General features: G+C 36.2%; 18 protein-coding genes and 1 tRNA gene. 10 read left to right on the top strand and 9 right to left on the bottom strand.

The window, feature by feature from the left end:
• Positions 1-69 precede the first annotated feature (69 nt).
• A complete protein-coding gene (locus DK866_RS02875; RefSeq protein ID WP_036912841.1) occupies positions 70-351 on the top strand; it encodes a YeaC family protein in 282 nt (93 codons plus the stop codon).
• Between the two features lie 106 nt (positions 352-457).
• Here DK866_RS02875 and pncA read toward each other — a convergent pair whose 3' ends face one another.
• From pncA to sppA, 3 genes are all read right to left on the bottom strand, one after another.
• Entirely contained in the window at positions 458-1102 is a 645-nt protein-coding gene (gene pncA / locus DK866_RS02870) for a bifunctional nicotinamidase/pyrazinamidase (protein ID WP_109407662.1), read from the bottom strand.
• 22 nt (positions 1103-1124) lie between these two features.
• The gene (gene ansA, locus DK866_RS02865; protein WP_109407661.1) at positions 1125-2147 is read right to left on the bottom strand and encodes an asparaginase; all 1023 of its coding nucleotides are present in this window, start codon (positions 2145-2147) and stop codon (positions 1125-1127) included.
• A 246-nt stretch (positions 2148-2393) separates the two neighbouring features.
• Positions 2394-4250 (bottom strand): signal peptide peptidase SppA, encoded by a 1857-nt coding sequence (gene sppA, locus DK866_RS02860; protein WP_109407660.1) that lies wholly within the window; start codon positions 4248-4250, stop codon positions 2394-2396.
• Between the two features lie 546 nt (positions 4251-4796).
• Here sppA and DK866_RS02855 point away from each other — a divergent pair.
• From DK866_RS02855 to DK866_RS02845, 3 genes are read left to right on the top strand one after another with little or no spacing between them, the layout of a single operon-like run.
• A complete protein-coding gene (locus DK866_RS02855; RefSeq protein WP_109407659.1) occupies positions 4797-5348 on the top strand; it encodes an NAD(P)H nitroreductase in 552 nt (183 codons plus the stop codon).
• 15 nt (positions 5349-5363) lie between these two features.
• Complete coding sequence (selD, locus tag DK866_RS02850; protein WP_109407658.1) at positions 5364-6407, top strand: selenide, water dikinase SelD; 1044 nt, start codon at positions 5364-5366, stop codon at positions 6405-6407.
• Positions 6408-6411: 4 nt separating this feature from the next.
• Positions 6412-8373 carry a DNA topoisomerase III gene (locus DK866_RS02845; protein ID WP_109407657.1) on the top strand — a complete coding sequence of 654 codons (1962 nt, stop codon included), beginning with the start codon at positions 6412-6414 and terminating at the stop codon, positions 8371-8373.
• A 66-nt stretch (positions 8374-8439) separates the two neighbouring features.
• Here DK866_RS02845 and xthA read toward each other — a convergent pair whose 3' ends face one another.
• Complete coding sequence (xthA, locus tag DK866_RS02840) at positions 8440-9246, bottom strand: exodeoxyribonuclease III (protein ID WP_109407656.1); 807 nt, start codon at positions 9244-9246, stop codon at positions 8440-8442.
• 451 nt (positions 9247-9697) lie between these two features.
• On the opposite strand from xthA, the gene DK866_RS02835 reads away from it, so the two are divergent.
• On the top strand, positions 9698-10561 hold the full coding sequence (locus DK866_RS02835; RefSeq protein WP_109407655.1) for a helix-turn-helix domain-containing protein: 864 nt from the start codon (positions 9698-9700) through the stop codon (positions 10559-10561).
• Positions 10562-10592: 31 nt separating this feature from the next.
• Here DK866_RS02835 and DK866_RS02830 read toward each other — a convergent pair.
• The 3 genes from DK866_RS02830 to DK866_RS02820 form a co-directional block, all read right to left on the bottom strand.
• Positions 10593-10677, bottom strand: a tRNA-Tyr gene (locus DK866_RS02830).
• Positions 10678-10931: 254 nt separating this feature from the next.
• On the bottom strand, positions 10932-11780 hold the full coding sequence (purU, locus tag DK866_RS02825; RefSeq protein ID WP_036936372.1) for a formyltetrahydrofolate deformylase: 849 nt from the start codon (positions 11778-11780) through the stop codon (positions 10932-10934).
• A 38-nt stretch (positions 11781-11818) separates the two neighbouring features.
• Positions 11819-12292 carry a YchJ family protein gene (locus tag DK866_RS02820; protein WP_109407654.1) on the bottom strand — a complete coding sequence of 158 codons (474 nt, stop codon included), beginning with the start codon at positions 12290-12292 and terminating at the stop codon, positions 11819-11821.
• A gap of 149 nt (positions 12293-12441) precedes the next feature.
• On the opposite strand from DK866_RS02820, the gene rssB reads away from it, so the two are divergent.
• The 3 genes from rssB to DK866_RS02805 all read left to right on the top strand — a co-directional run bounded on the left by rssB (position 12442) and on the right by DK866_RS02805 (position 15827).
• Positions 12442-13461: a two-component system response regulator RssB gene (rssB, locus tag DK866_RS02815; RefSeq protein ID WP_109407653.1), complete on the top strand. Its 1020-nt coding sequence runs from the start codon at positions 12442-12444 to the stop codon at positions 13459-13461.
• Positions 13462-13640: 179 nt separating this feature from the next.
• Positions 13641-14549: a UTP--glucose-1-phosphate uridylyltransferase GalU gene (gene galU, locus DK866_RS02810; protein WP_109407652.1), complete on the top strand. Its 909-nt coding sequence runs from the start codon at positions 13641-13643 to the stop codon at positions 14547-14549.
• Between the two features lie 270 nt (positions 14550-14819).
• Complete coding sequence (locus DK866_RS02805) at positions 14820-15827, top strand: NAD-dependent epimerase (RefSeq protein WP_109407651.1); 1008 nt, start codon at positions 14820-14822, stop codon at positions 15825-15827.
• Positions 15828-16058: 231 nt separating this feature from the next.
• Here the strand turns inward: DK866_RS02805 and hns are convergent, their stop codons facing one another.
• Complete coding sequence (hns, locus tag DK866_RS02800; protein ID WP_072068302.1) at positions 16059-16463, bottom strand: histone-like nucleoid-structuring protein H-NS; 405 nt, start codon at positions 16461-16463, stop codon at positions 16059-16061.
• A 509-nt stretch (positions 16464-16972) separates the two neighbouring features.
• Between hns and DK866_RS02795 the strand changes: the two genes are divergently transcribed.
• Positions 16973-17569, top strand: coding sequence for a thymidine kinase (locus DK866_RS02795; RefSeq protein WP_072068301.1), 597 nt, complete (start codon positions 16973-16975; stop codon positions 17567-17569).
• A gap of 1260 nt (positions 17570-18829) precedes the next feature.
• Here the strand turns inward: DK866_RS02795 and adhE are convergent.
• The gene (adhE, locus tag DK866_RS02790; protein ID WP_109407650.1) at positions 18830-21496 is read right to left on the bottom strand and encodes a bifunctional acetaldehyde-CoA/alcohol dehydrogenase; all 2667 of its coding nucleotides are present in this window, start codon (positions 21494-21496) and stop codon (positions 18830-18832) included.
• 514 nt (positions 21497-22010) lie between these two features.
• Here adhE and DK866_RS02785 point away from each other — a divergent pair.
• Complete coding sequence (locus DK866_RS02785; RefSeq protein WP_109407649.1) at positions 22011-22655, top strand: YchE family NAAT transporter; 645 nt, start codon at positions 22011-22013, stop codon at positions 22653-22655.
• Positions 22656-22691 lie beyond the last annotated feature (36 nt).

Raw genomic sequence — 22691 nt, 5'->3', positions numbered from 1 at the left:
AACAAAAATATAACAAATGAAAAAACGATTCAGCCATTTTAAGTGATTATTTAGCTTATGGAGCAATCAATGGAAGTTAATGAACTTATTTCGATGGTAACCCCTGAAATTTATCAACGTATTTCCACCGCAGTTGAATTAGGCAAATGGCCTGACGGCGTTGCATTGACTGATGAACAAAAAGAACATTGCATGCAGATTGTTTTATTATGGCAAGCAAAAAATAACCACACACCTGAGCATATGACAGTAGGCACTAATGGGCAAATTACCATGAAGAGCAAACAAGAATTAAAAGCTCAGTTTCAATCTGAACGATTGGCAACGCTAACGCCAATGGATGATGACTAAAACATATGGTGAATGGATAGAATTAATATAAAAAGGGCTATTTATTAACTAAATTGGTTAAAAATAGCCCTTTTCTGATTTTATGAAGATAAAGAAAATAACAAACCTATTGATTGTTACGATTAAGCCAATGTGCTGAATCTATTAATGTCGCTCCCTTTGCTTGCATCTCTTCTAGCGCTACTTGACTGTCATTATCTTGAATATTGACACCACGGCAACCGTCAGTAATAACAGATACTTGATAACCTAACTGTAAAGCATCCATGACTGTAAATTTAACGCAGTAATCAGTTGCAATACCAAGAATATAAAGATGTTTTATATTAAGCGTTTGCAAAAGGGTATGTAAGCCTGTTTGATATTCATGGTCGTTATCAAAAAAGGCACTATAGCTATCAATAAGGCGGTTTTGGCCTTTGTAAATAATATGGTTAATCAGTGTGTGATTGAGCTCAGGGTGAAATTCAGCGCCGTGAGAATTTTGTACGCAATGCACTGGCCACCAAACTTGAGGTAACCCGTTCAGTTTCCCTATTTCACCTACAACGGTACCTGAGTTTTCAGCAAAACTAAGATGATCGGCAGGATGCCAATCTAAACTTGCAATAATCGGGCTTTTAGTTTGCTTGAAACCATTAATGAGCTGATTGGCTGTTTGAATAACCATCTCACTCTCGTTAACAGCTAAAGCACCCCCTGTACAAAAATCGTTTTGTATATCAACCAGTAATAGCGCAGAGTTTTTCACGAAAGTTGCCCTTTTATTAAGCTTAGTCGTTATCGTTTAATGTCATTTCACCGCGAAGGTTTTGTTGCATTAAGCGACAAATTTCAGTGTAATCATATTGTTGGCTAAGGAGATAATGCAGTTTAGTTAATGTCGCCTCAAATGTCATATCATAACCACTAATAACGCCGACTTCAGCTAAGGCTTGACCTGTTGCATAACCTTCCATATTCACTCGACCAGAAATACATTGTGTAAGATTAATAACCACAATGCCACGCTCTGTTGCTTCGCGCAGTGTAGAAAGTAAAGCAGGGTGAGACGGCGCATTACCCACGCCATAAGAACGTAATATTAATGCTTTCACGGGCTGCATCAGAATATTTTTAACTATTTCATCTGAAAGGCCTGGGTAAATGGTGACAACTCCAATGGGTTGAGGCGTAATATTATGTGCAATAAATTCTCCTTTTCCTTTTGGAAATGAATTAATTTTAAATTGCTTAATATTAATCCCTGCTTCTAAAAGAGGGGCACTATTCGGTGATGCAAACGCATTAAAACCATCTGCATGTGCTTTTACTGTGCGGTTACCGCGATACAGTGTGTTATTAAAGAAAAGTGCGACTTCATTAATTGGATGATGTGCAGCTAAATAGAGCGCATTTAATAGATTCGTTTGTCCGTCAGAACGCAAAGCTTCTAAAGGAATTTGAGAGCCAGTGACAATAATGGGTTTACTGAGATTCTCGAACATAAAAGAGAGTGCTGAGGCTGTAAATGCCATGGTATCAGTACCATGAAGAATAACGAATCCGTCATAGTTATGATAATTATCATTAATATCATCAGCGATAGACTGCCAGTCTTCAGGTGTGATATTTGAAGAATCAATTAAAGGAAGGTGCTCTTTGATTGTAAAATCGGGCATCTCTTCACGATGGAATTCTGGCATTTTAGCTAATTGGCGTTGTAAATGTCCTGATACAGGAATATAGCCATGTTCAGAATGTTGCATACCAATAGTACCGCCAGTATAAACAACGTAGATTGATTTCTTTTGCATCAGACAAAGCACTCTTATTAAGCTGTGAGAAATACCTGATTATAGGGAGTTTGTAGAATAAAAAAAGGAAAGGGTGCTAAAAAAAAGAAAATAGAGACTATCTAATATCTGCTTTAAATCATTGTGTTAAAAATTGCTTGAATACAAACGAACAAAAAGCATTCATTAGAATATTATTCTATCAAAAGTCAGAAAAAAGAGAGGAATACACCTACTCTCTATGAGCAGGTGTATAGATTGAAAAGATTATTGAATATCACCACAAGATAAACAGTATGCATAGCGATTTAGCGGATCGTTCATATTGCGATAAAACTCAGTCTGTGTTTTAACTTCTTTTAAAACAGGTGCTGGCAAATAAGCTTGTAATGGATCAGGAATAAGTGCTTTTGCGTTAGAGGATAAACTCATTATGATCTGTTCTGACAGACTTAATTCAGGTTTCATCCAATCAACAACCGGTTGATCGATTTTTGCCATTTTAGCAACTGTATCAATAGCATCATCAAAATCACCAAACTCATCGACTAAACCGACATTTTTTGCATCTATTCCTACCCATACACGACCTTGAGCAATCTGATCAATTTGAGCCGGTGTTTTCTTCCGTGATTCAGCTACTAAATTAAGGAAAGTCTTATAACCACTTTCGATATTTAGCTGTAAAAGCTCTGCAAACTCTTCCGGTAGCTTATTAGTGACAGATAATCCGGCTAAGGGTGAAGTTGTGACGCCATCAGTATGAACACCAATAGACTCTAAGCTGTTTTCAAACGTATTAATAACGCCAAAAATACCAATAGAGCCTGTTAATGTTGAAGGGCTAGCAATAATCTTATTTGCAGGGGTTGAGATCCAATATCCGCCTGATGCAGCCATGCCACCCATTGATACAACCACATGTTTTTTCTGTTGTTTAAAAGCAGCAACTTCACTGCGTATTTGCTCTGAAGCTGAAACACTACCACCAGGGCTATTTACACGTAATACAAGCGCTTTAATGTTCGGATCTAAACGTGCTTGGCGAATTTGATTCGCAATAGTTGAACCACCCGCTGAGCCAGGGATGCTTTCACCATCAATAATGGCACCTTGGACAACCACTACGGCAATATTTCCTTCATCACTTGCAGGCAATGAAGAGGTTAGCGTATCGGCATAATCATAAATGCTGATATTGTTAAATTGCTTATTCTCTTTATCCCACTGGAAGGTTTCTGTCATATCAGCTTCAAATTGAGCGTATGAGCTTACAGAATCCACTAATTTACGATTTAGCGCATAAGTGGCGTTATCCCCATCTGCGCTACGTAGCTGAGCAATCATCTCTTTTGCACCAGGGAAAACATCTTCTGTGGTAATGCTACGGTTTTCTGCAACTTGGGTTAAATATGTAGACCACAGCGCATTAACTAAACGTAATGAAGCTTCACGAGACTCTGCTGACATATCATTGCGCATTAATGGCTCAACCGCAGATTTATAGGTGCCTACGCGGAAAATATGGGTACTGACCTTTAAGTTTTCTAACAGTGTTTTGTAATAGAGGTTTTGAAAACCAAAACCGTAAACACCAACCCCACCTTGGGGCGTGAGATAGACTTTATCAGCATAAGAGGCGAGGTAATATTGAGACTGGCTGTAATAACCACTTACTGCAAAAATAGGTTTACCTGTCTTTTTAAACTCATTAAGCGCTTTACCAATATAATTTAGTGACGGTTGATCAGCACCTGCGAATTCATCAAGTTTTAATACCATTCCTTTAATTTTCGGATCTTGAGAAGCTAGGCGTAGCGTATCAACAACTTCAAATAAGGAATTTTCTTGAAGTTGGCTACTTGATACACCTAAAAGCTCACGTCCAACTTCACCTAAAGGGTTTTGTGTTGCGGTTTGGTCAACAATCACACCTTTAAGATCAACAAGAAGGGCACCTTCATAATCAACTGGTTTTTGTGCTTCTTTGGTGATTAAGAAAATACCAAAGACCATAAAGAGAAGGAAAAAGAAAATAACGTTTAAGATTAATTTCCTGATAAAGTTAATGGCTTGCCAACTAAATTTTAATATTGCGCCGATTAACTCCATAATTTTATTCATATTATCTCCACATCATGTAAAGCTAAATTTTAATCCTAAACAGTCATGCTAGAATTATTGGTAAGCAGGCTACATCCACATAATCTCATACTATTAAAACAAAATATGTTGTTAGCAATAGAGGGAATAGCAATAACAATGAAGGAATATTCTAATATAGCTCTTATTGAATGTCTGTCATTGATTTTTAGGAAACCATTAATGATAACCTTTTGTTTAAGGTGTTATTAAGCAAACATTTATCTTACGTGAAAACATCTAAAAAATGTCACATAAAAAGGCATCAAAGTAATATAGGAAATAGTCGAATTACAAAGGAAAGTAGGTTCAAAATAAGTTTAAATTAACTTAGGTAAGTTAAGATTAATCATTTTGTGAACAATAAATTACGATTAAATAATCATACAACTGATTTTTAGAAAAATTCCCGCCTAAATCTGTGGATGGTGGTAATATAACAGTTTGTTATACTGCGAATTGATAAGAACTGTCCATCCCCATAAGAATGGGATCTTGCTAAAATAAAATGCTGACAGGAGAATAAAAATGGATGCATTAACACTGCTTTTGAACCGCCGTTCAGCTTCTCGACTGACTACTCCAGCCCCCGATAGTGAAGCCCTTAATACTATTTTACAAGCGGGTATGCGCGCGCCTGATCATGGTGCACTTAAGCCTTGGCACTTTATTGTGATGCAAAACGAAGGCATTGAGCGTTTTAGCCAATTACTGCATAAAGCGGCTGTTGTGGGGAATTTAGGGCCAGAAGTTGAAGAAAAAGCAAAAAATGCACCTTTTCGTGCCCCTTTGATCATCACAGTTATTGCAAAAGTGAAAGATCATCCGAAAGTGCCTGAATGGGAACAAGTGGTTGCTGCTGGTTGCAGTGTACAAGCAATGCAAATGGCCGCTGTTGCACAAGGATTTGGGGGGATTTGGCGTTCAGGCTCTTGGACTCATGATGCAGTCGTAAGAGAAGGACTTGGCTGTGGTGAACATGACCAAATTATTGGCTTTCTATATTTAGGTACACCAGCCTTAAAAGCGCCAAACACGGTTTCTCCTGCCGACTTAACTGATTTTGTGACTTATTTTTAAAAAGGATGGCATGTTATGTCTGAAGCAATTCGTTTAACACAATACAGTCATGGTGCAGGCTGTGGTTGTAAGATCTCGCCAAAAGTTTTAGAAACTATTTTGCACAGTGAGCAAGCTAAATTTCATGATCCTCATTTACTCGTGGGTAATGAAACCAAAGATGATGCTGCTGTTTATGATTTAGGAAATGGCACCGGTATTATTAGTACCACAGATTTCTTTATGCCTATCGTTGATAACCCTTATGATTTCGGGCGCATCGCTGCAACGAATGCTATCAGTGATATCTTTGCCATGGGTGGAAAACCCATCATGGCAATTGCTATTTTGGGATGGCCTATTGATAAATTGGCACCTGAAATTGCACGTGAAGTGATTGAAGGTGGGCGAGCCGCTTGCCAAGAAGCTGGAATTTCACTGGCTGGTGGACATTCTATTGATGCACCAGAGCCTATTTTCGGACTTGCTGTAACGGGTGTCGTTCCTGTGAGCAAAGTAAAGAAAAACAGTGAAGCGAAAGCCGGATGCCAGTTATTTTTAACAAAACCTTTAGGCATTGGTGTGTTAACAACGGCTGAGAAAAAAGGTTTGTTAAAACCAGAACACCAAGGTTTAGCAACAGAAATTATGTGCCGTATGAACAAAGCTGGTGCTGATTTTTCTGATATAGAAGGTGTTACTGCAATGACCGACGTTACAGGGTTCGGTTTATTAGGTCACTTGAGTGAGATTTGTGATGGTTCTGGTGTGCAAGCTACTATTCATTTTTCACAAGTACCAAGATTGCCAGAAGTTGAATCGTATATCGAAAAAGGTTGTGTACCAGGAGGTACTGGGCGCAATTTCGAAAGTTATGGTCACTTGATTGGTGAAATTACTGAAATGCAACGCAAATTACTTTGCGACCCACAAACTTCAGGTGGCTTATTATTAGCAGTATTACCTGAAGCTGTGGAACAAGTTAAAGACGTTGCGGCTCGTTTTGATATTGAACTAACCTCTATCGGTGAGTTAACTGAGCCAGTGGCAGGAAAAGCGTTGATTGAAGTGATTAACTAACGTAATGAGATTATTTATTGCAGAAAAACCCAGCCTTGCTCGTGCTATTGCTGATGTATTGCCAAAACCCCATAAACGGGGTGATGGCTTTATTCTTTGTGGTGATAACCAGTATGTGACATGGTGTGTTGGTCACTTGCTTGAACAAGCTGAGCCGGATGCATACGACCCGCGGTACGCCCGCTGGTCGTTAGATGATTTGCCTATTATTCCAGAAAAATGGCAACTCAAGCCCCGAGCTGATGTAAAAAAGCAGTTAGAAACAATCAAGACACTACTTAAGCAGGCAAAAGAAGTGATCCACGCTGGTGACCCCGATCGCGAAGGCCAGTTGTTAGTCGATGAAGTGCTTAACTATTTAAATATCAGCGAAGACCAAAGAAAGCAGGCACGTCGTTGTTTAATTAATGACTTAAACCCAGCCGCAGTGACGCGGGCCATTGATAAATTACGTTATAACCATGAATTTATTCCATTATGTGTATCGGCTTTAGCAAGAGCAAGGGCTGACTGGCTTTATGGAATAAATATGACTCGAGCATATACGCTCTTAGGCCAGCGCAATGGTTATCAAGGCGTATTATCTGTAGGGCGAGTACAAACACCAGTATTAGGCTTAGTGGTTCGTCGTGATGAAGAAATTGAAAATTTTGTGCCCAAAGATTTCTTTGAAGTAAGAGCGCACGTTGTGACACCTGCAGATGAGCGTTTTACTGCAATTTGGCAGCCTAGTGAGCATTGTGAACCTTGGCAAGATGAGGAAGGGCGATTATTAAACCGGAAACTGGCAGAGCACGTTGTCGATAGAATTAAAGACAAGCCAGCCAATGTTACGGATTATCAAGATAAACAAGAATCTGAAATTGCACCGTTACCATTCTCGCTCTCAGCATTACAAATTGAAGCGGCAAAACGCTTTGGTTTAAGCGCACAACAAGTCTTAGATACCTGTCAGCGATTATATGAAACACATAAATTAATCACATATCCCCGTTCTGACAGTCGTTATCTTCCAGATGAACATTTTGCAGGTCGTCATGCGGTGATTAATGCTATTAGCGTGCATGACGGAAGTTTATTACCGCAAGAAACCTTAGATATTGATAAAAAGAATCGTTGTTGGGATGACAAAAAAGTGGATGCGCACCACGCCATCATTCCAACGGCAAAAACAGGTAATATTTCGTTAAATGAAAACGAAAAAAATATTTACTATCTTGTTGCTCGCCAATATTTAATGCAATTTATGCCTGATGCGGTTTATCGCAAATGCGTGATTGAACTTGATATTGAAAACGGTAAATTTATTGCTAAAGCTCGATTTTTAGCTCAAGCAGGTTGGCGTGTGTTATTAGGTGCCAAAGAGCAAGATTCGGAAAATGATGGTTCTGCATTACCTATAGTAAAAAAAGGTGATGAACTGCTGTGTGAAAAAGGTGAGATTGTTGAAAAACAAACACAACCTCCAAGGCCTTTCACAGATGCAACATTACTTTCAGCCATGACAGGTATTGCGCGCTTTGTTCAAGATAAAGAACTTAAGAAAATCCTAAGAGCGACGGATGGATTAGGTACTGAAGCGACAAGGGCGGGCATCATTGAATTACTGTTTAAACGTGGTTTTTTGCAAAAGAAAGGACGAGCCATTAATTCAACGCCAGCGGGTAGAGCATTAATTCATGTATTGCCAGATATGGCAACCTTACCGGATATGACTGCACATTGGGAGTCGATACTCACACAAATTAGTGAGAAACAATTTAAATATCAAGATTTTATGATGCCATTAAATAACACCTTGATAGAATTGATTACTCAAGCGAAACGTCGCCCGAATATTCAAGCTTTCAGAAATCTTCCTGCGCCAGCACATAATAAAAGGCGCAAGACAGCAACTAAAGCAAGTAACAAGGCAAGCAGCACAAAAAATAAAGCGCAGAGTAAAGAAGCAACGACTGATAATTAAGCCATAAATAAAAAGCACTTCCTTAAATAATAAGGAAGTGCTTTTTTGAATAATGATTAAAGACGATTAGATTTTAAATTCAGCCCATACAGGGGCATGATCGGATGGTTTTTCCATTCCACGAATATCGTAATCAATTCCTGTTGAAATACAATTATCCGCTAAACAACGACTGGCTAAGAGTAAATCGATACGTAGTCCACGGTTGTCATCAAATCCTTTAGAACGATAATCAAACCACGAGAATTTATCATCTGTTTCAGGATGTTGTTGGCGGAAAGTATCTGTTAATCCCCAGCCCATCAATGTTGCCAGCCATTCACGCTCTTCAGGTAGGAAAGAACATTTCCCTGTTTTTAACCAGCGTTTCATATTATTTTCGCCAATACCAATATCTTTATCTGTTGGGCTAATATTTAAATCACCCATAATAAGCACTGGGGAGGTTGGTTTTAAACTGGTAGTTAGGTAATTTTGTAAATCAGCATAGAATTTTTCTTTTGCTGGAAATTTAGTTTCATGATCACGACTTTCACCTTGAGGAAAGTACCCATTCATTACAGTGAGTAATCCTGCGGGTGTTTCAATATCTGCCATGATCATTCGACGTTGAGCATCATCGTCATCGCCAGGAAAGCCTTTACGTACTGCAACAGGTTTTGCTTTTGTTAATAAGGCAACGCCATAATGTCCTTTTTGACCATGATAAAAAACATGGTAGCCCAAAGATCCCACACTTTCTAATGGGAACATATCATCATGAACTTTCGTTTCTTGAAGCCCGATAACGTCAGGTTGGTGTTTTTCTATGATAGCTTCAAGTTGGTGAGGGCGAGCACGTAAACCATTAATATTGAAAGAGACAAATTTCATGTGACTGTAACCATTTATATATTGAATAATAGGATGCCTTATACTATCAGGATCATAAAATGAATGTAAGTAAATCACTTAAATCATAGTACGGCTTATCAATAGGAAAATAAAATCAGATAAAATCAGATAAAATAAAGAGCAATCAAAGAAAGTACGATAAATTAATAAAAATAGTTAATTGCATAATAAAAATTATTAATTAAACAAAGTAGAAACATAAACTAATCTTTGATAGAAGAATATAAGTATTATTATTCTTTATATGTAAAGAATAATGACATAATAAAAATAGCATTGCGGTTATAAATTGTATTCATTAAAAGGAGGTAAGGAAATATTTATATAAAACTATATTTATATAAAATTAGTTTTTAAATTAATTAATCTATATTTACATTAAATGAATTAATGAAATTATTTGTTCAACACAGCAAAGGAATGGTGAATTATGTTTTTTTCTCGTAAATTAGAAGCCTTTATGGCCGTAGTTGAAAATGGTTCATTAAGTAAAGCTGCTCGTGTCATGAATCGAACGACACCTCCAGTTGCTAAGTCTATAAAGGACTTTGAGGCAGTATTGGGAAAGCGTCTATTTAAGCGAGAGAAGTTTGGTATGAGCTTAACGCAAGAAGGGCTTGAGCTTTATAATGATTTAAAATCACTTTATCTTCAGGAAAAAGAGATAACAAAAAAACATACCACAGGTATTATTAATAATAGTATTCATGTTTATTATGATTGGGGGAAAAGCCAGTATTTAACGCAGTTTTATCAGGCGGCTAATAAAAATTATTCTCATATAAATATAATGCGATTCTCAAAAGAAAACTTTGATGAAATACCCGACTATGATGGAAATACATTAATATTAAGTTCAGAGAAAATTATTAGTGAAAGATTTAGTCTTATTCATAAAATAGACAATAAATATCTGGGGATTTGTTGTCAGAAAGAAATTGCTAATAGTGCTAATAAGAATATTGATAAACTCTTAAGTGAAAATATTTGGTTATGTGATCCCGCATTATACAAAACAGCTAAAATAAAAAAATTAGAGAATGAAATAAGAGATGGGGGAAAATCTGTTTGCGTTAGAATGATGGATGATCTTAATTGTTGTTTACGTTTTATTCAAACGCACCATTCTCTTTTATTTACAGATGAAAACCCATTGAAAGATGAGTATGACGGAGAGCTCTGTTTTATTCCTTTAACTCAACCTACAATACTGTACAACTGTTATATTTATAAATCTAAGTATCATTCAAGCGTGTTGAATCGTTTTATTGATTTGATTGGAAAAATGGGATAAAGAAGTTTATTAGGATGAAGCTAAGAAGATATGGTGGTGGGAGAAGGATTCGAACCTTCGAAGTCTGTGACGGCAGATTTACAGTCTGCTCCCTTTGGCCGCTTGGGTATCCCACCAACATTAAATTGTTCTGCTGTCCGTGACAGCGGGCGCAATAATACCAAATACCGAAGATCTGTAAAGCGCTATTTTACTAAAAGTAGATCGTTTGCTGTAAAAATGTGCGTATTGTTCAGCTTTTGCGCTCTATCGTATTGATTTTAAGCAAAAACGTGAAAATTAATAGAAGATAAAATAAACCGCGATATGTTTTGTATCGCGGTTTATTTTTAGATAACTACAATGTATTCAATATTCATGGTTTGAGAACTTATAAAATAATTGTTCTGTTACCATAAACGAAGACACGTTGTGAAAGTACCCAATATAAAGCATGGCTAAGTACATTTTTCTCAACATCACGACCAGCTCTCATCATATCTTCTGCAGAAAATGTGTGGTCAACGTTAATTACGTTCTGTGTGATGATTGGGCCTTCATCTAAGTTATCATTTACGTAGTGAGCTGTAGCACCAATGATCTTGACTCCGCGCTCGTATGCCTGATGGTATGGGCGAGCACCAATAAAGGCTGGCAAGAAGGAGTGGTGAATATTGATAATTTGATTTGGGAAGTTTTGTACAAATGCAGGTGTTAATACACGCATGTATTTTGCGAGTACAACATAATCAGGTTTGTATTGATTAATTTGTGCAATTAACTTTTCATCATGTTGATCACGGGTTAATCCTTCATGACTAACAAGATGGAAAGGAATATCAAATTGCTCTACTAAATGTTTTAACGTGTCATGATTACCAATAACAGCGGCAATTTCCACATCCAGATCGCCAAATGCGCTCTTCATTAATAAATCGCCAAGGCAATGTGCTTCTTTGGTCACCATAACCACAATGCGACGACGACCTGCGGTATTCAATTCACGTTGAGAACCTTGCGGTAATGCATCATCTAAATCAGCAAGAAAAGTTTCATCATTAAAGATACCTTCAAGCTCAGTACGCATAAAAAAGCGACCAGTACGATGATCAACAAATTCACTATTTTGAACAATATTTAATTGATGCTTGTAGCAAATATTGGTGATTTTAGCGATAAGTCCTTTTGCATCAGGGCAAATAGTACGCAGTATTTTTTTTTGAGTATTTTGGTGTTGCATGTATGGATAAATCCTTTCTTTTACTTCTGTGTTTGCAATTATTTGATGTTATTTTCACAACATTTTTTGTATTTACGCCCTGAACCACAAGGGCAGGGATCGTTTCGTCCCACTTTCGGTTTCACACCGTCAATATAAAACCAACAGCCATCTATTTTTAGAAAACGAGAGCGTTCATGTAAGTACTGTTTATCATCGGCATTTCTTTCAATAAAGCAAGCCGAGAATTCAACGTATGCCTCATTTTTATTTGTGCTCGCTTGCAATGAGATAATATTGAGTCCAAGCCATTGCGTATTTGGAAAGCCTGAAGTTAATTCATCGTGCAAGGATGCAACACGGCAAGAGGGGTGCCACGTCTTTATTAAGTAATCAGCATTATGTTTAACGAACGCGCTATAACGCGAACGCATTAATGCTTCTGCTGTTGGGGCGTTTTTTTGCCCCGAATGGTAAGGCTCACAGCAATCAGAGTAGAATAATTGGCTATTACAGGGGCATAAATTCGACAAAATAATGTCCTAACTCACGTTATTAGTATGACGATTTCCCATAGATTGAAAAAAGTAATGATTGAGAATAATTAACGTCAATGTTGAACTAAACTAGTAATGTATCGCTAATTTATCAGCATGTGAAACGATAGTTACTGGAGTAACCAATGAATAAAGCCTTAGTGGGTAAAAAAATCTTGATAATTGATGATGAGGTTGTTTTTCGCACTATGCTGACGGAATATTTCTCACATGAAAAAGCGTGTGTCTATACAACCGATAATGGTAGCCAAGCATTATCTTTATTAGATAAGGGATTATTACCAGATCTTATTTTATGTGATATTCGTATGCCGGTTATGAATGGCCCTACGTTTTTATGTCACCTTGAACAACGTAAACTTGCTATTCCTGTTATTGCTATTTCATGTACAGATAATATGTCTGAAGTAGATGATATGTTGCGCTTAGGGGCACAAGAAATTTTTCTTAAGCCAATAACACATCTCGATAAATTAAAACAAAAAGTTATTGAAGTATTATGCCCAGGTTTTTTTGAATCAGTATTAATAGAAGGTATACATTTAGAACCTCTTTGGAATAGCTTGCGAAAAGATACTCATTATATTCAGTCGTTCATAAAACAGATGCAACCTCAGGTTAAACAAGTTGTAGCGGGATATTGTGTTAATTATCGTCAGTTAAATGATATTGCTAAAATGGGATTGTTATTTGATATTGCCGCCTTATCAGAAGATCAAATTATTTTTTATTGTGTTGATATATCACGGGATGACGAAAATGGGCTTTTGGTCGCTTTACTCTTACGAGTTGTATTTAATGATGTATTAAAATCGTCAGAAAAAAATCGCTCCCTTCCAAGCATGTATAACATGTTGAATAAACTTAATAAAATGCTAAATGAAATAGGTGTAAAAGGGCAGTTTCCTATCACTTTAGGGTATTATCATACACAGAAAAAAAATATATTATTGGCATCAGCTGGATTACGAGCTGAAATAAAAACAGAGAGTAAAAAATTCGAATTGAATAGCGGTGTTCCTTTAGGTACTTTGCAACTTTTATATATTAACCAAATAAAATGTGAAGGAACAAATTGGCAATGTAAAATTTGGGATAATACGAATCAGATTAAATTAATGTTTTCCCCTATCTATAAAAGTTAAATTTAGATTAAATAAATACAGAATATCGTGCATATATTAAACATAAATGAAGAACTATCTCAATTAAGCGGTAGGGCTCTGTTTATCCTTAGATATTAGCTGGTATACTCTGGCGATTATTTTTTTATGTACCCATTCATATTTGAAAATAGAACGGTACGAATTGCAGGAGAAGTATAATGTCATCAGCAGTGCGTAAAGTTAGAAAAGCGGTGATCCCTGTTGCTGGATTAGGTACAAGAATGTTACCTGCAACTAAGGCAATTCCGAAAGAGATGTTGCCTGTGGTTGATAAACCACTTATTCAATATGTGGTTAATGAATGTATTGCAGCAGGTATTAATGAAATTGTCCTTGTCACACATTCTTCTAAAAACTCCATTGAAAACCATTTTGATACCAGCTTTGAATTAGAAGCTATTTTAGAAAAACGAGTTAAACGTCAGCTATTAGAAGAAGTACAAGGTATTTGCCCAAGCCATGTCACTATCATGCAAACTCGTCAAGGGATCGCAAAAGGATTAGGTCACGCTATTTTATGTGCAAAACCTTTAATTGGTGATGAGCCTTTTGCTGTTATTTTGCCCGATGTTATTTTAGATAGATACAGCGCAGATTTAACCAAAGTTAACCTGAAAGAGATGCTTTCCCATTTTGAGCGCTCTGGGGCAAGCCAAATTTTAGTTGAACCAGTACCCGAAGATGAAGTTTCTAACTATGGTATTGTTGATTGCATGGGAGAACAATTATGCCCAGGTGATAGCAAACCAATTACTCGTGTTGTCGAAAAACCGAAGAAAGAAGAAGCACCTTCAAATTTATCTATCGTGGGCCGTTATGTGTTATCTGAAAGTATTTGGCCATTATTGGCAAAAACAGCGCCAGGTGCGGGTGATGAAATTCAGTTAACTGATGCGATTGCGATGCTGATTGAAAAAGAAGCCGTTGAGGCTTATCACCTACAAGGGAAAAGCCACGATTGTGGTAATAAATTAGGGTATATGAAAGCATTCGTAGAATATGGTATACAGCACGAAGAGTTTGGTGAAGATTTCGCACAATGGTTAAAATCATTAAAAGTAGAGTGAAATGACTCTGAATGATAATCATTTTGTATGGTAGCTTTTATTGTATGGTTCTTGCGAATACATTGTATTTTATAGACAGATGATTTTGTGAGAAATGCTAGATAAAGTGATCACAAGAGATTAAGGTATGGCTCAATGCAATCATGTATTGAGCCATACTGATTTTTGTAAAGTATGATAATGTTAAGCGTTATGATGTTTAATCAAGGTGATATTAAGCATGATAACGTTGACGTGAATAATAATTAATTGGGTTATTTGAGTGATAATATGAAAATATTAGTAACAGGTGCTGCGGGGTTTATTGGCTCTCATTTAAGTCAGCGTTTAATTGAAATGGGCTATCATGTTGTTGGAATAGATAATCTTAATGATTATTATGATGTACGCTTAAAAGAAGCTCGATTAGCTAAATTACAACAGTTAGAAAAGTTTCAATTTGAGAAAGTTGATATCGTTGATTCAGCAAAAGTGGCTCAATTATTTGTAACTCATCAGTTTGATCGTGTTATTCATCTAGCGGCTCAGCCTGGAGTACGCTATTCAATTGAAAATCCAATGGCCTATATTGATGCAAATATTGTCGGTCATATTAATATATTAGAAGGATGTCGCCACAATAAAGTAGGGCATCTTATCTATTCCTCTTCAAGCTCTGTATATGGTTTAAATCAAAAGCAACCGTTCTCAACGGAAGATAGTGTTGATCATCCAGTTTCATTATATGCAGCAACTAAAAAAGCCAATGAGCTAATGTCTCATAGTTATTCGCATTTATATCAATTACCCACAACTGGATTACGATTCTTTACTGTATATGGTCCTTGGGGTCGCCCAGATATGGCATTATTTAAATTCACAAAAGCAATGCTTGCTGGTGAACCTATTGATGTTTATAACGGCGGAAATATGACACGCGATTTCACTTATGTCGCTGATATCGTAGAGTCAGTTGTTCGTTTAATTGATATTGTTCCTAAAGCGGATGAAAGCTGGACAGTAGAAAAGGGCGAGACATCGTCTAGTTCTGCACCTTATAAAATCTATAATGTAGGTAATGGGCAACCAACAAAACTAATGGATTTTATTAAAGCAATTGAAAAATCATTAAATATTAAAGCGAAACTAAATTTAATGCCGATGCAAGATGGTGATGTCCTTTCTACCTGCGCCGATTGCCAAGATTTATCTCAGACTACCGGCTTCTCACCAAATACAAATGTAGAATACGGTGTAAAACAGTTTGTTGATTGGTATTTAAGTTATTATAAAAACTAAAGTTGTTGGCCTAATAGAAACGAATAAAAAAAGGAGCTATAAAAGCTCCTTTTCTATTATAAATAAAAGTCAATAATGTGATTTTCACATTCTCTATTTTTGTTTCCCAACCTTATATACAAACAACATCAGCACATATTAAAATTAAACGCTTGTTTAATATCAGGGGTAAACAAGAAAATACCCTTTTAAATAATTAAAAGGGTATTTCAAATAGAATATTGACTTAAATTAGATAAGGAAATCTTCTAATGATTTGCCTTCTTCGTCAATTGCACGTTTGATTACAGCTGGTGTACGACCTTGGCCTGTCCAAGTTTTAGTTTCACCATTTTCATCAACGTAAGAATATTTAGCTGGGCGAGCTGCACGTTTAGCACGGCCAGTTTTATTAACAGCACTTGCTTCAAGTAAGTCTGTTGGGTCAATACCGGCTTCTTCTAACATTTCACGGTATTTTTGTAATTTCTGAACACGCTCTTCTTCAGCTGCTTTTTCTAATGAGAATTCTTCACGACGCTCATTAACGACAACTTCGAGCTTTTCCAGCATTTCTTCTAAAGTTTCTAAAGAAGTTTCTCTTGCTTGTGCGCGGAGAGTACGGATGTTATTTAATATTTTTAAAGATTCGCTCATTTTCCTGGTCTCAAATAAATGTTGTTGGCTGATGTAATACTAATAATAGATTGCTATTTAAATTTCTGCAATACCTAAATACAAACCTTACGTAAAATTTCTTTTTTTTAAACTATTATCTCAACGAAAAAAATAATAAATGTTGAGGTATCTTTAGTCAATAAAGGAAATATGAGTAAGGAAATGCATCTTTTAACTGATGATAGCGCTAATGTAAAAGAATAGAAAGCTTTGTTCATTTTTTTATAATAACGGACTTTTTTCTAAAAATGAGTTGGGGTTAACTTTCATACTTTAATAAACGTATATCAAGGCGTGTTTTAATTTGTTAAGTACTTATTAAAGCTATTTATTTTTTAGGCAAAAATTAGCATTAACAATGACTCTCATCTTTGAATGGTATATCTAGAATAGAAATAAAGGTAATAAATACTTGTTATTGATAACTTGCAGACTGTTTATGTTAGACTGTCGCCCGTGAAAATAAACACTATTTAAGGAGAGAGCTGATGGCTCAGCTTTACTTTTATTATTCAGCTATGAATGCTGGAAAATCAACATCTTTATTGCAATCCTCTTATAACTATAATGAGCGAGGAATGCGTACATTGATTTTTACAGCGGCTATTGATACACGCTTTGCAAAGGGAAAAATTAGTTCAAGAATTGGCTTAAGTGCTGATGCATTGCTCTTCAGTGATGATATGAATATTCGTGATGTTATTGTTGCTGAGCATAACAAACAACCTATTCATTGTGTATTAATTGATGAATGCCAATTTTTAAGTAAGGCTCATGTAGAACAACTTTGCGAAATAACGGACACCTATGATATTCCAGTTCTTACTTATGGTTTAAGAACAGATTTTAGAGGTGAGTTATTTACAGGTAGTGCTTATTTATTAGCGTGGGCAGATAAGTTAGTAGAGCTTAAAACAGTGTGTTACTGCGGTAGAAAAGCAAATAAAGTATTACGCTTAGATGATAAAGGAAATGTGCTGAGCGATGGTGCTCAAGTTGAAATTGGCGGAAATGAAAAATATGTTTCAGTTTGCCGTAAGCATTATACTCAGGCAACGCTAAAAGGGAGTATCGAACAAGAGTAACCTTTTTCTTTTCCCTCTTTTGCGTATTTATAATGATGAAAGAGGGATTAAAATAAGTATCCAAATAAAAGCTTATATTACTTAATACTAAAAAATGTTTATCTATTTTTTAAATTTAGCCAATTTATTGGCTTTTTTTATATCAAAAATTGGCCATTCTGGTGTCCTTATGTAAAGAAACATTCTTTTTTTAAGAGAAAATTTATTCATTTCATAGATTTCATTATCATTAATCAAAAAAAACATAATCAAATATACGTAGGGTGTCTATTTTGTGATGCTGACATTGTTTTTTACAAATGATAAGACGTAAAAACATTTGATATACTAATATTATTCATAGTTTAATAAAATTGAATAAAGTTAGTCATAATGGGCTATAAATCTATTTCTATTATCTATACCTAACATAATGAAACATTTATATCGAATCTCATTGATGGCACTTATTGGTTCATCTGAATCATTATCTAATAAATAAAAGATCTCACTCTATGGATTTTAATACAAGAAAGGAACTGCATTTTTTATACTCCTAAAGGAGTAAGTCAAACCGTTAAGTGTACAAATAGCGACCTTTTGTCAGGTTATTACTTTATCAATACGCATACAGTATTTTGATAATATTTTATTGAAATTATGTGCTTTATAAAGTGAATGTTATTAATAACGTTGATGTGGGAATATTTTATATCAATATATTTTGAACGTTATTTAAAAGCTAAATGGATCGAAATGTTCATCTTTCTTCTTTTGTCTAATGAGAATAAAACTCACAGTAGACGAAAAAATGGTGGTCTTGGTTTTAAAATATCTTTTTAGATCCATCCGATAAAGATAATTAGTTTAAAATAAAATTATTATGCTAACTAATGGAGAAGGTGAGGAGTTAGACAAGCGCTGTAATCTACACAGGCGGCTTTTTTTCGGATGGCTAATGCAAAGGGGTGGATGAAAAAGAAAATGGCTTAGCACTTCATTTAAAGCCATATAGGCTTAAACATTCAAAACCTCATTCTTAATAAAAAAATAATAGATGTTGGGTAAGGGTAACTACTTATATTTTGTGGTTAAAAAATCGCTAAGCCACGATCAGTGGTGAAACAAAATTAAAAGGCCTGATCCCGATTGAATATCGAAATCAGGCCCTACAAGCCGTTTTATTAAAAGTGCCCAAATTTATAAGGGCACTTCATTAGCAGATTTTTATTAACAATAAATAATCGAATTTGAGGATCTGACTAACACAGAGTGTTTCGATTATTTTTTACTGCTTTTTTTAGCTGGTTTTGATTCTTCCTTTACTTCCACAACAGGATGTTCATTAAATTCACGACCGTAGTAAGAATCTAATAATAGTTGTTTCAGTTCAGAGATCAGTGGGTAACGTGGGTTAGCACCAGTACACTGATCATCAAATGCATCTTCAGATAACTTATCAATTCTTGCTAAGAAATCACTTTCTTGGACGCCTGCTTCACGAATAGAAGATGGAATACCTAATGAAGATTTCATTTCTTCTAACCATGCTAATAATTTTTCAATCTTAGCTGCAGTACGATCACCCGGTGCTGAAAGCTCTAAGTGGTCAGCAATTTCTGCATAGCGACGACGAGCTTGAGGGCGGTCGTATTGGCTAAATGCAGTCTGTTTTGTTGGGTTGTCATTTGCGTTATAACGAATAACGTTTGAAATTAATAACGCATTAGCTAAACCATGAGGAATATGGAATTCAGAGCCTAATTTATGCGCCATTGAGTGACAAACACCCAAGAATGCGTTTGCAAAAGCAATACCAGCAATAGTTGCCGCATTATGAACACGTTCACGAGCAACTGGGTTTTTAGCACCTTCATGATAACTTGCTGGCAGATATTCTTTCAGCAGTTTCAATGCTTGCAGTGCTTGCCCATCAGAATATTCGTTCGCTAATACAGAAACATAAGCTTCTAATGCGTGAGTCACGGCGTCTAAACCACCAAATGCACACAGTGATTTAGGCATATTCATAACAAGGTTTGCATCAACAATAGCCATATCAGGTGTTAATGCATAGTCTGCTAATGGGTATTTTTGACCAGTTTCGTCATCAGTTACTACCGCAAAAGGTGTTACTTCAGAGCCAGTACCCGATGTTGTGGTGATAGCAACCATTTGTGCTTTCACACCCATTTTTGGGAATTTGTAAATACGTTTACGGATATCCATAAAGCGTAGTGCTAATTCTTCGAAATGAGTTTCTGGGTGCTCATACATAACCCACATGATTTTTGCAGCATCCATTGGTGAACCACCACCTAATGCGATGATCACGTCAGGTTTAAAGCTGTTCATTTGTTCTGCGCCTTTACGCACAACACTCAATGTTGGATCGGCTTCAACTTCAAAGAAGACTTCTGTTTCAACACCAAATTTTTTCAGTACACGAGTTACTTCATCGACATAACCGTTATTGAATAAGAAACCGTCGGTTACGATAAAGGCGCGTTTTTTACCGTCACTCGCAATTTCTTCCAGTGCGATAGGTAAACAGCCACGGCGGAAGTAAATAGATTTAGGAAGTTTATGCCACAACATATTTTCTGCTCTTTTCGCCACGGTTTTAGTGTTGATAAGGTGTTTTGGCCCTACGTTTTCTGAAATGGAGTTACCACCCCATGAACCACAACCTAAGGTTAGAGAAGGAGCAAGTTTAAAGTTGTATAAGTCACCAATACCACCTTGAGATGCTGGAGTATTGATTAAGATACGAGATGTTTTCATTTTATCGCCAAAATAGGCAACATGTTCAGGGCAATTATCTTGGTCTGTATATAAGCAAGATGTATGACCGATACCACCCATTTCAACTAATTTTTCTGCTTTATGTACCGCATCTTCAAAAGTTTGAGCGTGGTACATTGCTAATAGTGGAGATAATTTCTCGTGAGCAAATGGTTCTGCTTCAGTTGTTTCTTTTACTTCACCAATTAAAATTTTGGTGTTTACAGGCACTTCAATGCCAGCCATTTCAGCAATTTTTGTTGCTGGCTGACCTACGATAGCCGCATTTAAGTTACCGTCTTTTAAGATGATATCTTGAACAGCTTTTAATTCTTTGCCTGTTAGCATATAACCGCCGTGAGTTGAGAAACGCTCACGAACTTGTTTATAGATGCTATCAACAACGATAACAGATTGTTCTGACGCACAAATTACGCCGTTATCGAAGGTTTTAGACATTAAGATTGATGCTACAGCACGTTTGATATCTGCTGAGTCATCAATAACAACTGGTGTATTACCCGCACCGACACCGATAGCAGGTTTACCTGAACTATATGCTGCTTTAACCATGCCTGGACCACCTGTTGCTAAGATCAGGTTGATATCTTCATGGTGCATTAATGCGTTAGAGAGGGCGACTGATGGCTCATCAATCCAACCAATAATGTCTTTTGGCGCACCCGCAGCGATAGCTGCATTTAAAACGATTTCTGCAGCGCGATTTGTTGCTTCTTTAGCGCGTGGGTGTGGCGAGAAAATAATACCGTTACGTGTTTTTAAGCTAATTAATGCTTTAAAAATCGCAGTAGAAGTTGGGTTAGTGGTCGGTACGATACCGCAAATGATACCAATCGGTTCAGCGATAGTCATTGTGCCGTAAGTCAGATCTTCAGATAAGATCCCACAGGTTTTTTCATCTTTATATGCATTGTAGATATATTCGGAAGCAAAGTGGTTTTTAATTACTTTATCTTCAACGATACCCATGCCAGATTCTTTCACAGCCAATTTTGCCAGAGGAATACGGGCGTCAGCGGCAGCTAATGCAGCAGCGCGGAAAATTGCATCAACTTGTTCTTGAGAGAAGTTAGCAAATTCACGTTGAGCTTTTTTTACACGAGCAACCAAATCATTGAGTTCAGTAACGTTAGTTACAGACATAAAGAGACTCCTGATAAAATGTTAAATTTTTTAAGCAAATTAGCCGTTTTGATCATCATTAATAAGAATAGTCTAGATAGATGACATCGTACTTATTTCAGTAATAATAATTAGAGGCCCTAATTTGCTTAAAAAACTTAAAAAAAACAACAATAAACATAAATATATTTTTATTGTTACTCTCTTTTTTCGAATGATAACAGCTTACCATCTTTCTAATTAATTAACGTGATTTATATCACAAAATTGATAAGCTGACACCTTTCAGCAAGGTATTAAATGAGAATAAGAATCATATGTAAAAAATCATCAACGATTTTTTTGTCGTACCCAATATTTCGATATAAAATTAAACCACTAGGTTTTTATCAGTTTGCAAGAGAATATTTTAGGTAAAAACTTGTTAACTAATAGAATTAACTGGTTTATTGATTTAAAGTAACGCGGATTTTTTAGAGTTACTCTATCTTTTATAGAATAATTCGCATGTTTATTAGCCAAGAAGGGGCTTTTCATGGGGTCACTGCTGGATTTATCCGGTTATATTAAGTTTTTTGTGGGTCTTTTTGCGATTGTAAACCCAATTGGTATTTTGCCTGTTTTTATTAGTATGACGAGTTATCAAACGGATGCGGGGCGAAACAGAACAAACTTAATTGCAAATGGCTCCGTTGCAATTATTTTGGTTTCATCTCTGTTAATCGGTGATTCTATACTGAGTATTTTCGGTATTTCTATCGACTCGTTTCGTATAGCAGGAGGGATGCTGATTGTTACAATTGCCATGACCATGATAAATGGGCGTTTAGGGGAAGATAAACAAAATAATCAAGAACGAAACGAATCTGCCGTACGTAATAGTGTTGCTGTTGTGCCTCTTGCGTTACCATTAATGGCAGGGCCTGGGGCAATTAGTTCTTGTATTGTGTGGAGTTCTCGCTGGGAAGGTTTTACTAACTTTTTAGGATTAGCTGCAACCAGTATCTTTTTTGCATTTTGCTGTTGGTTGCTTTTTCGTAGTGCAACACTATTAGTGAAATACTTAGGACAAACGGGAATTAACGTGGTAACCCGTATAATGGGATTATTATTAATGTCCTTAGGTATTGAGTTTATTGTGACCGGTTTGCGTTCTATTTTTCCGGGCTTATTAGTTTAAATATCGTCAACACAGTCGCATTTTTAAAAATCGCAG

Origin of the sequence: Proteus genomosp. 4 str. ATCC 51469 (genome assembly GCF_003144375.1) — a bacterium.
GTDB lineage: Bacteria > Pseudomonadota > Gammaproteobacteria > Enterobacterales > Enterobacteriaceae > Proteus.
Note: the sequence above shows the minus strand (reverse complement) of the source record. Positions and strands in the feature narration are given on the sequence as shown.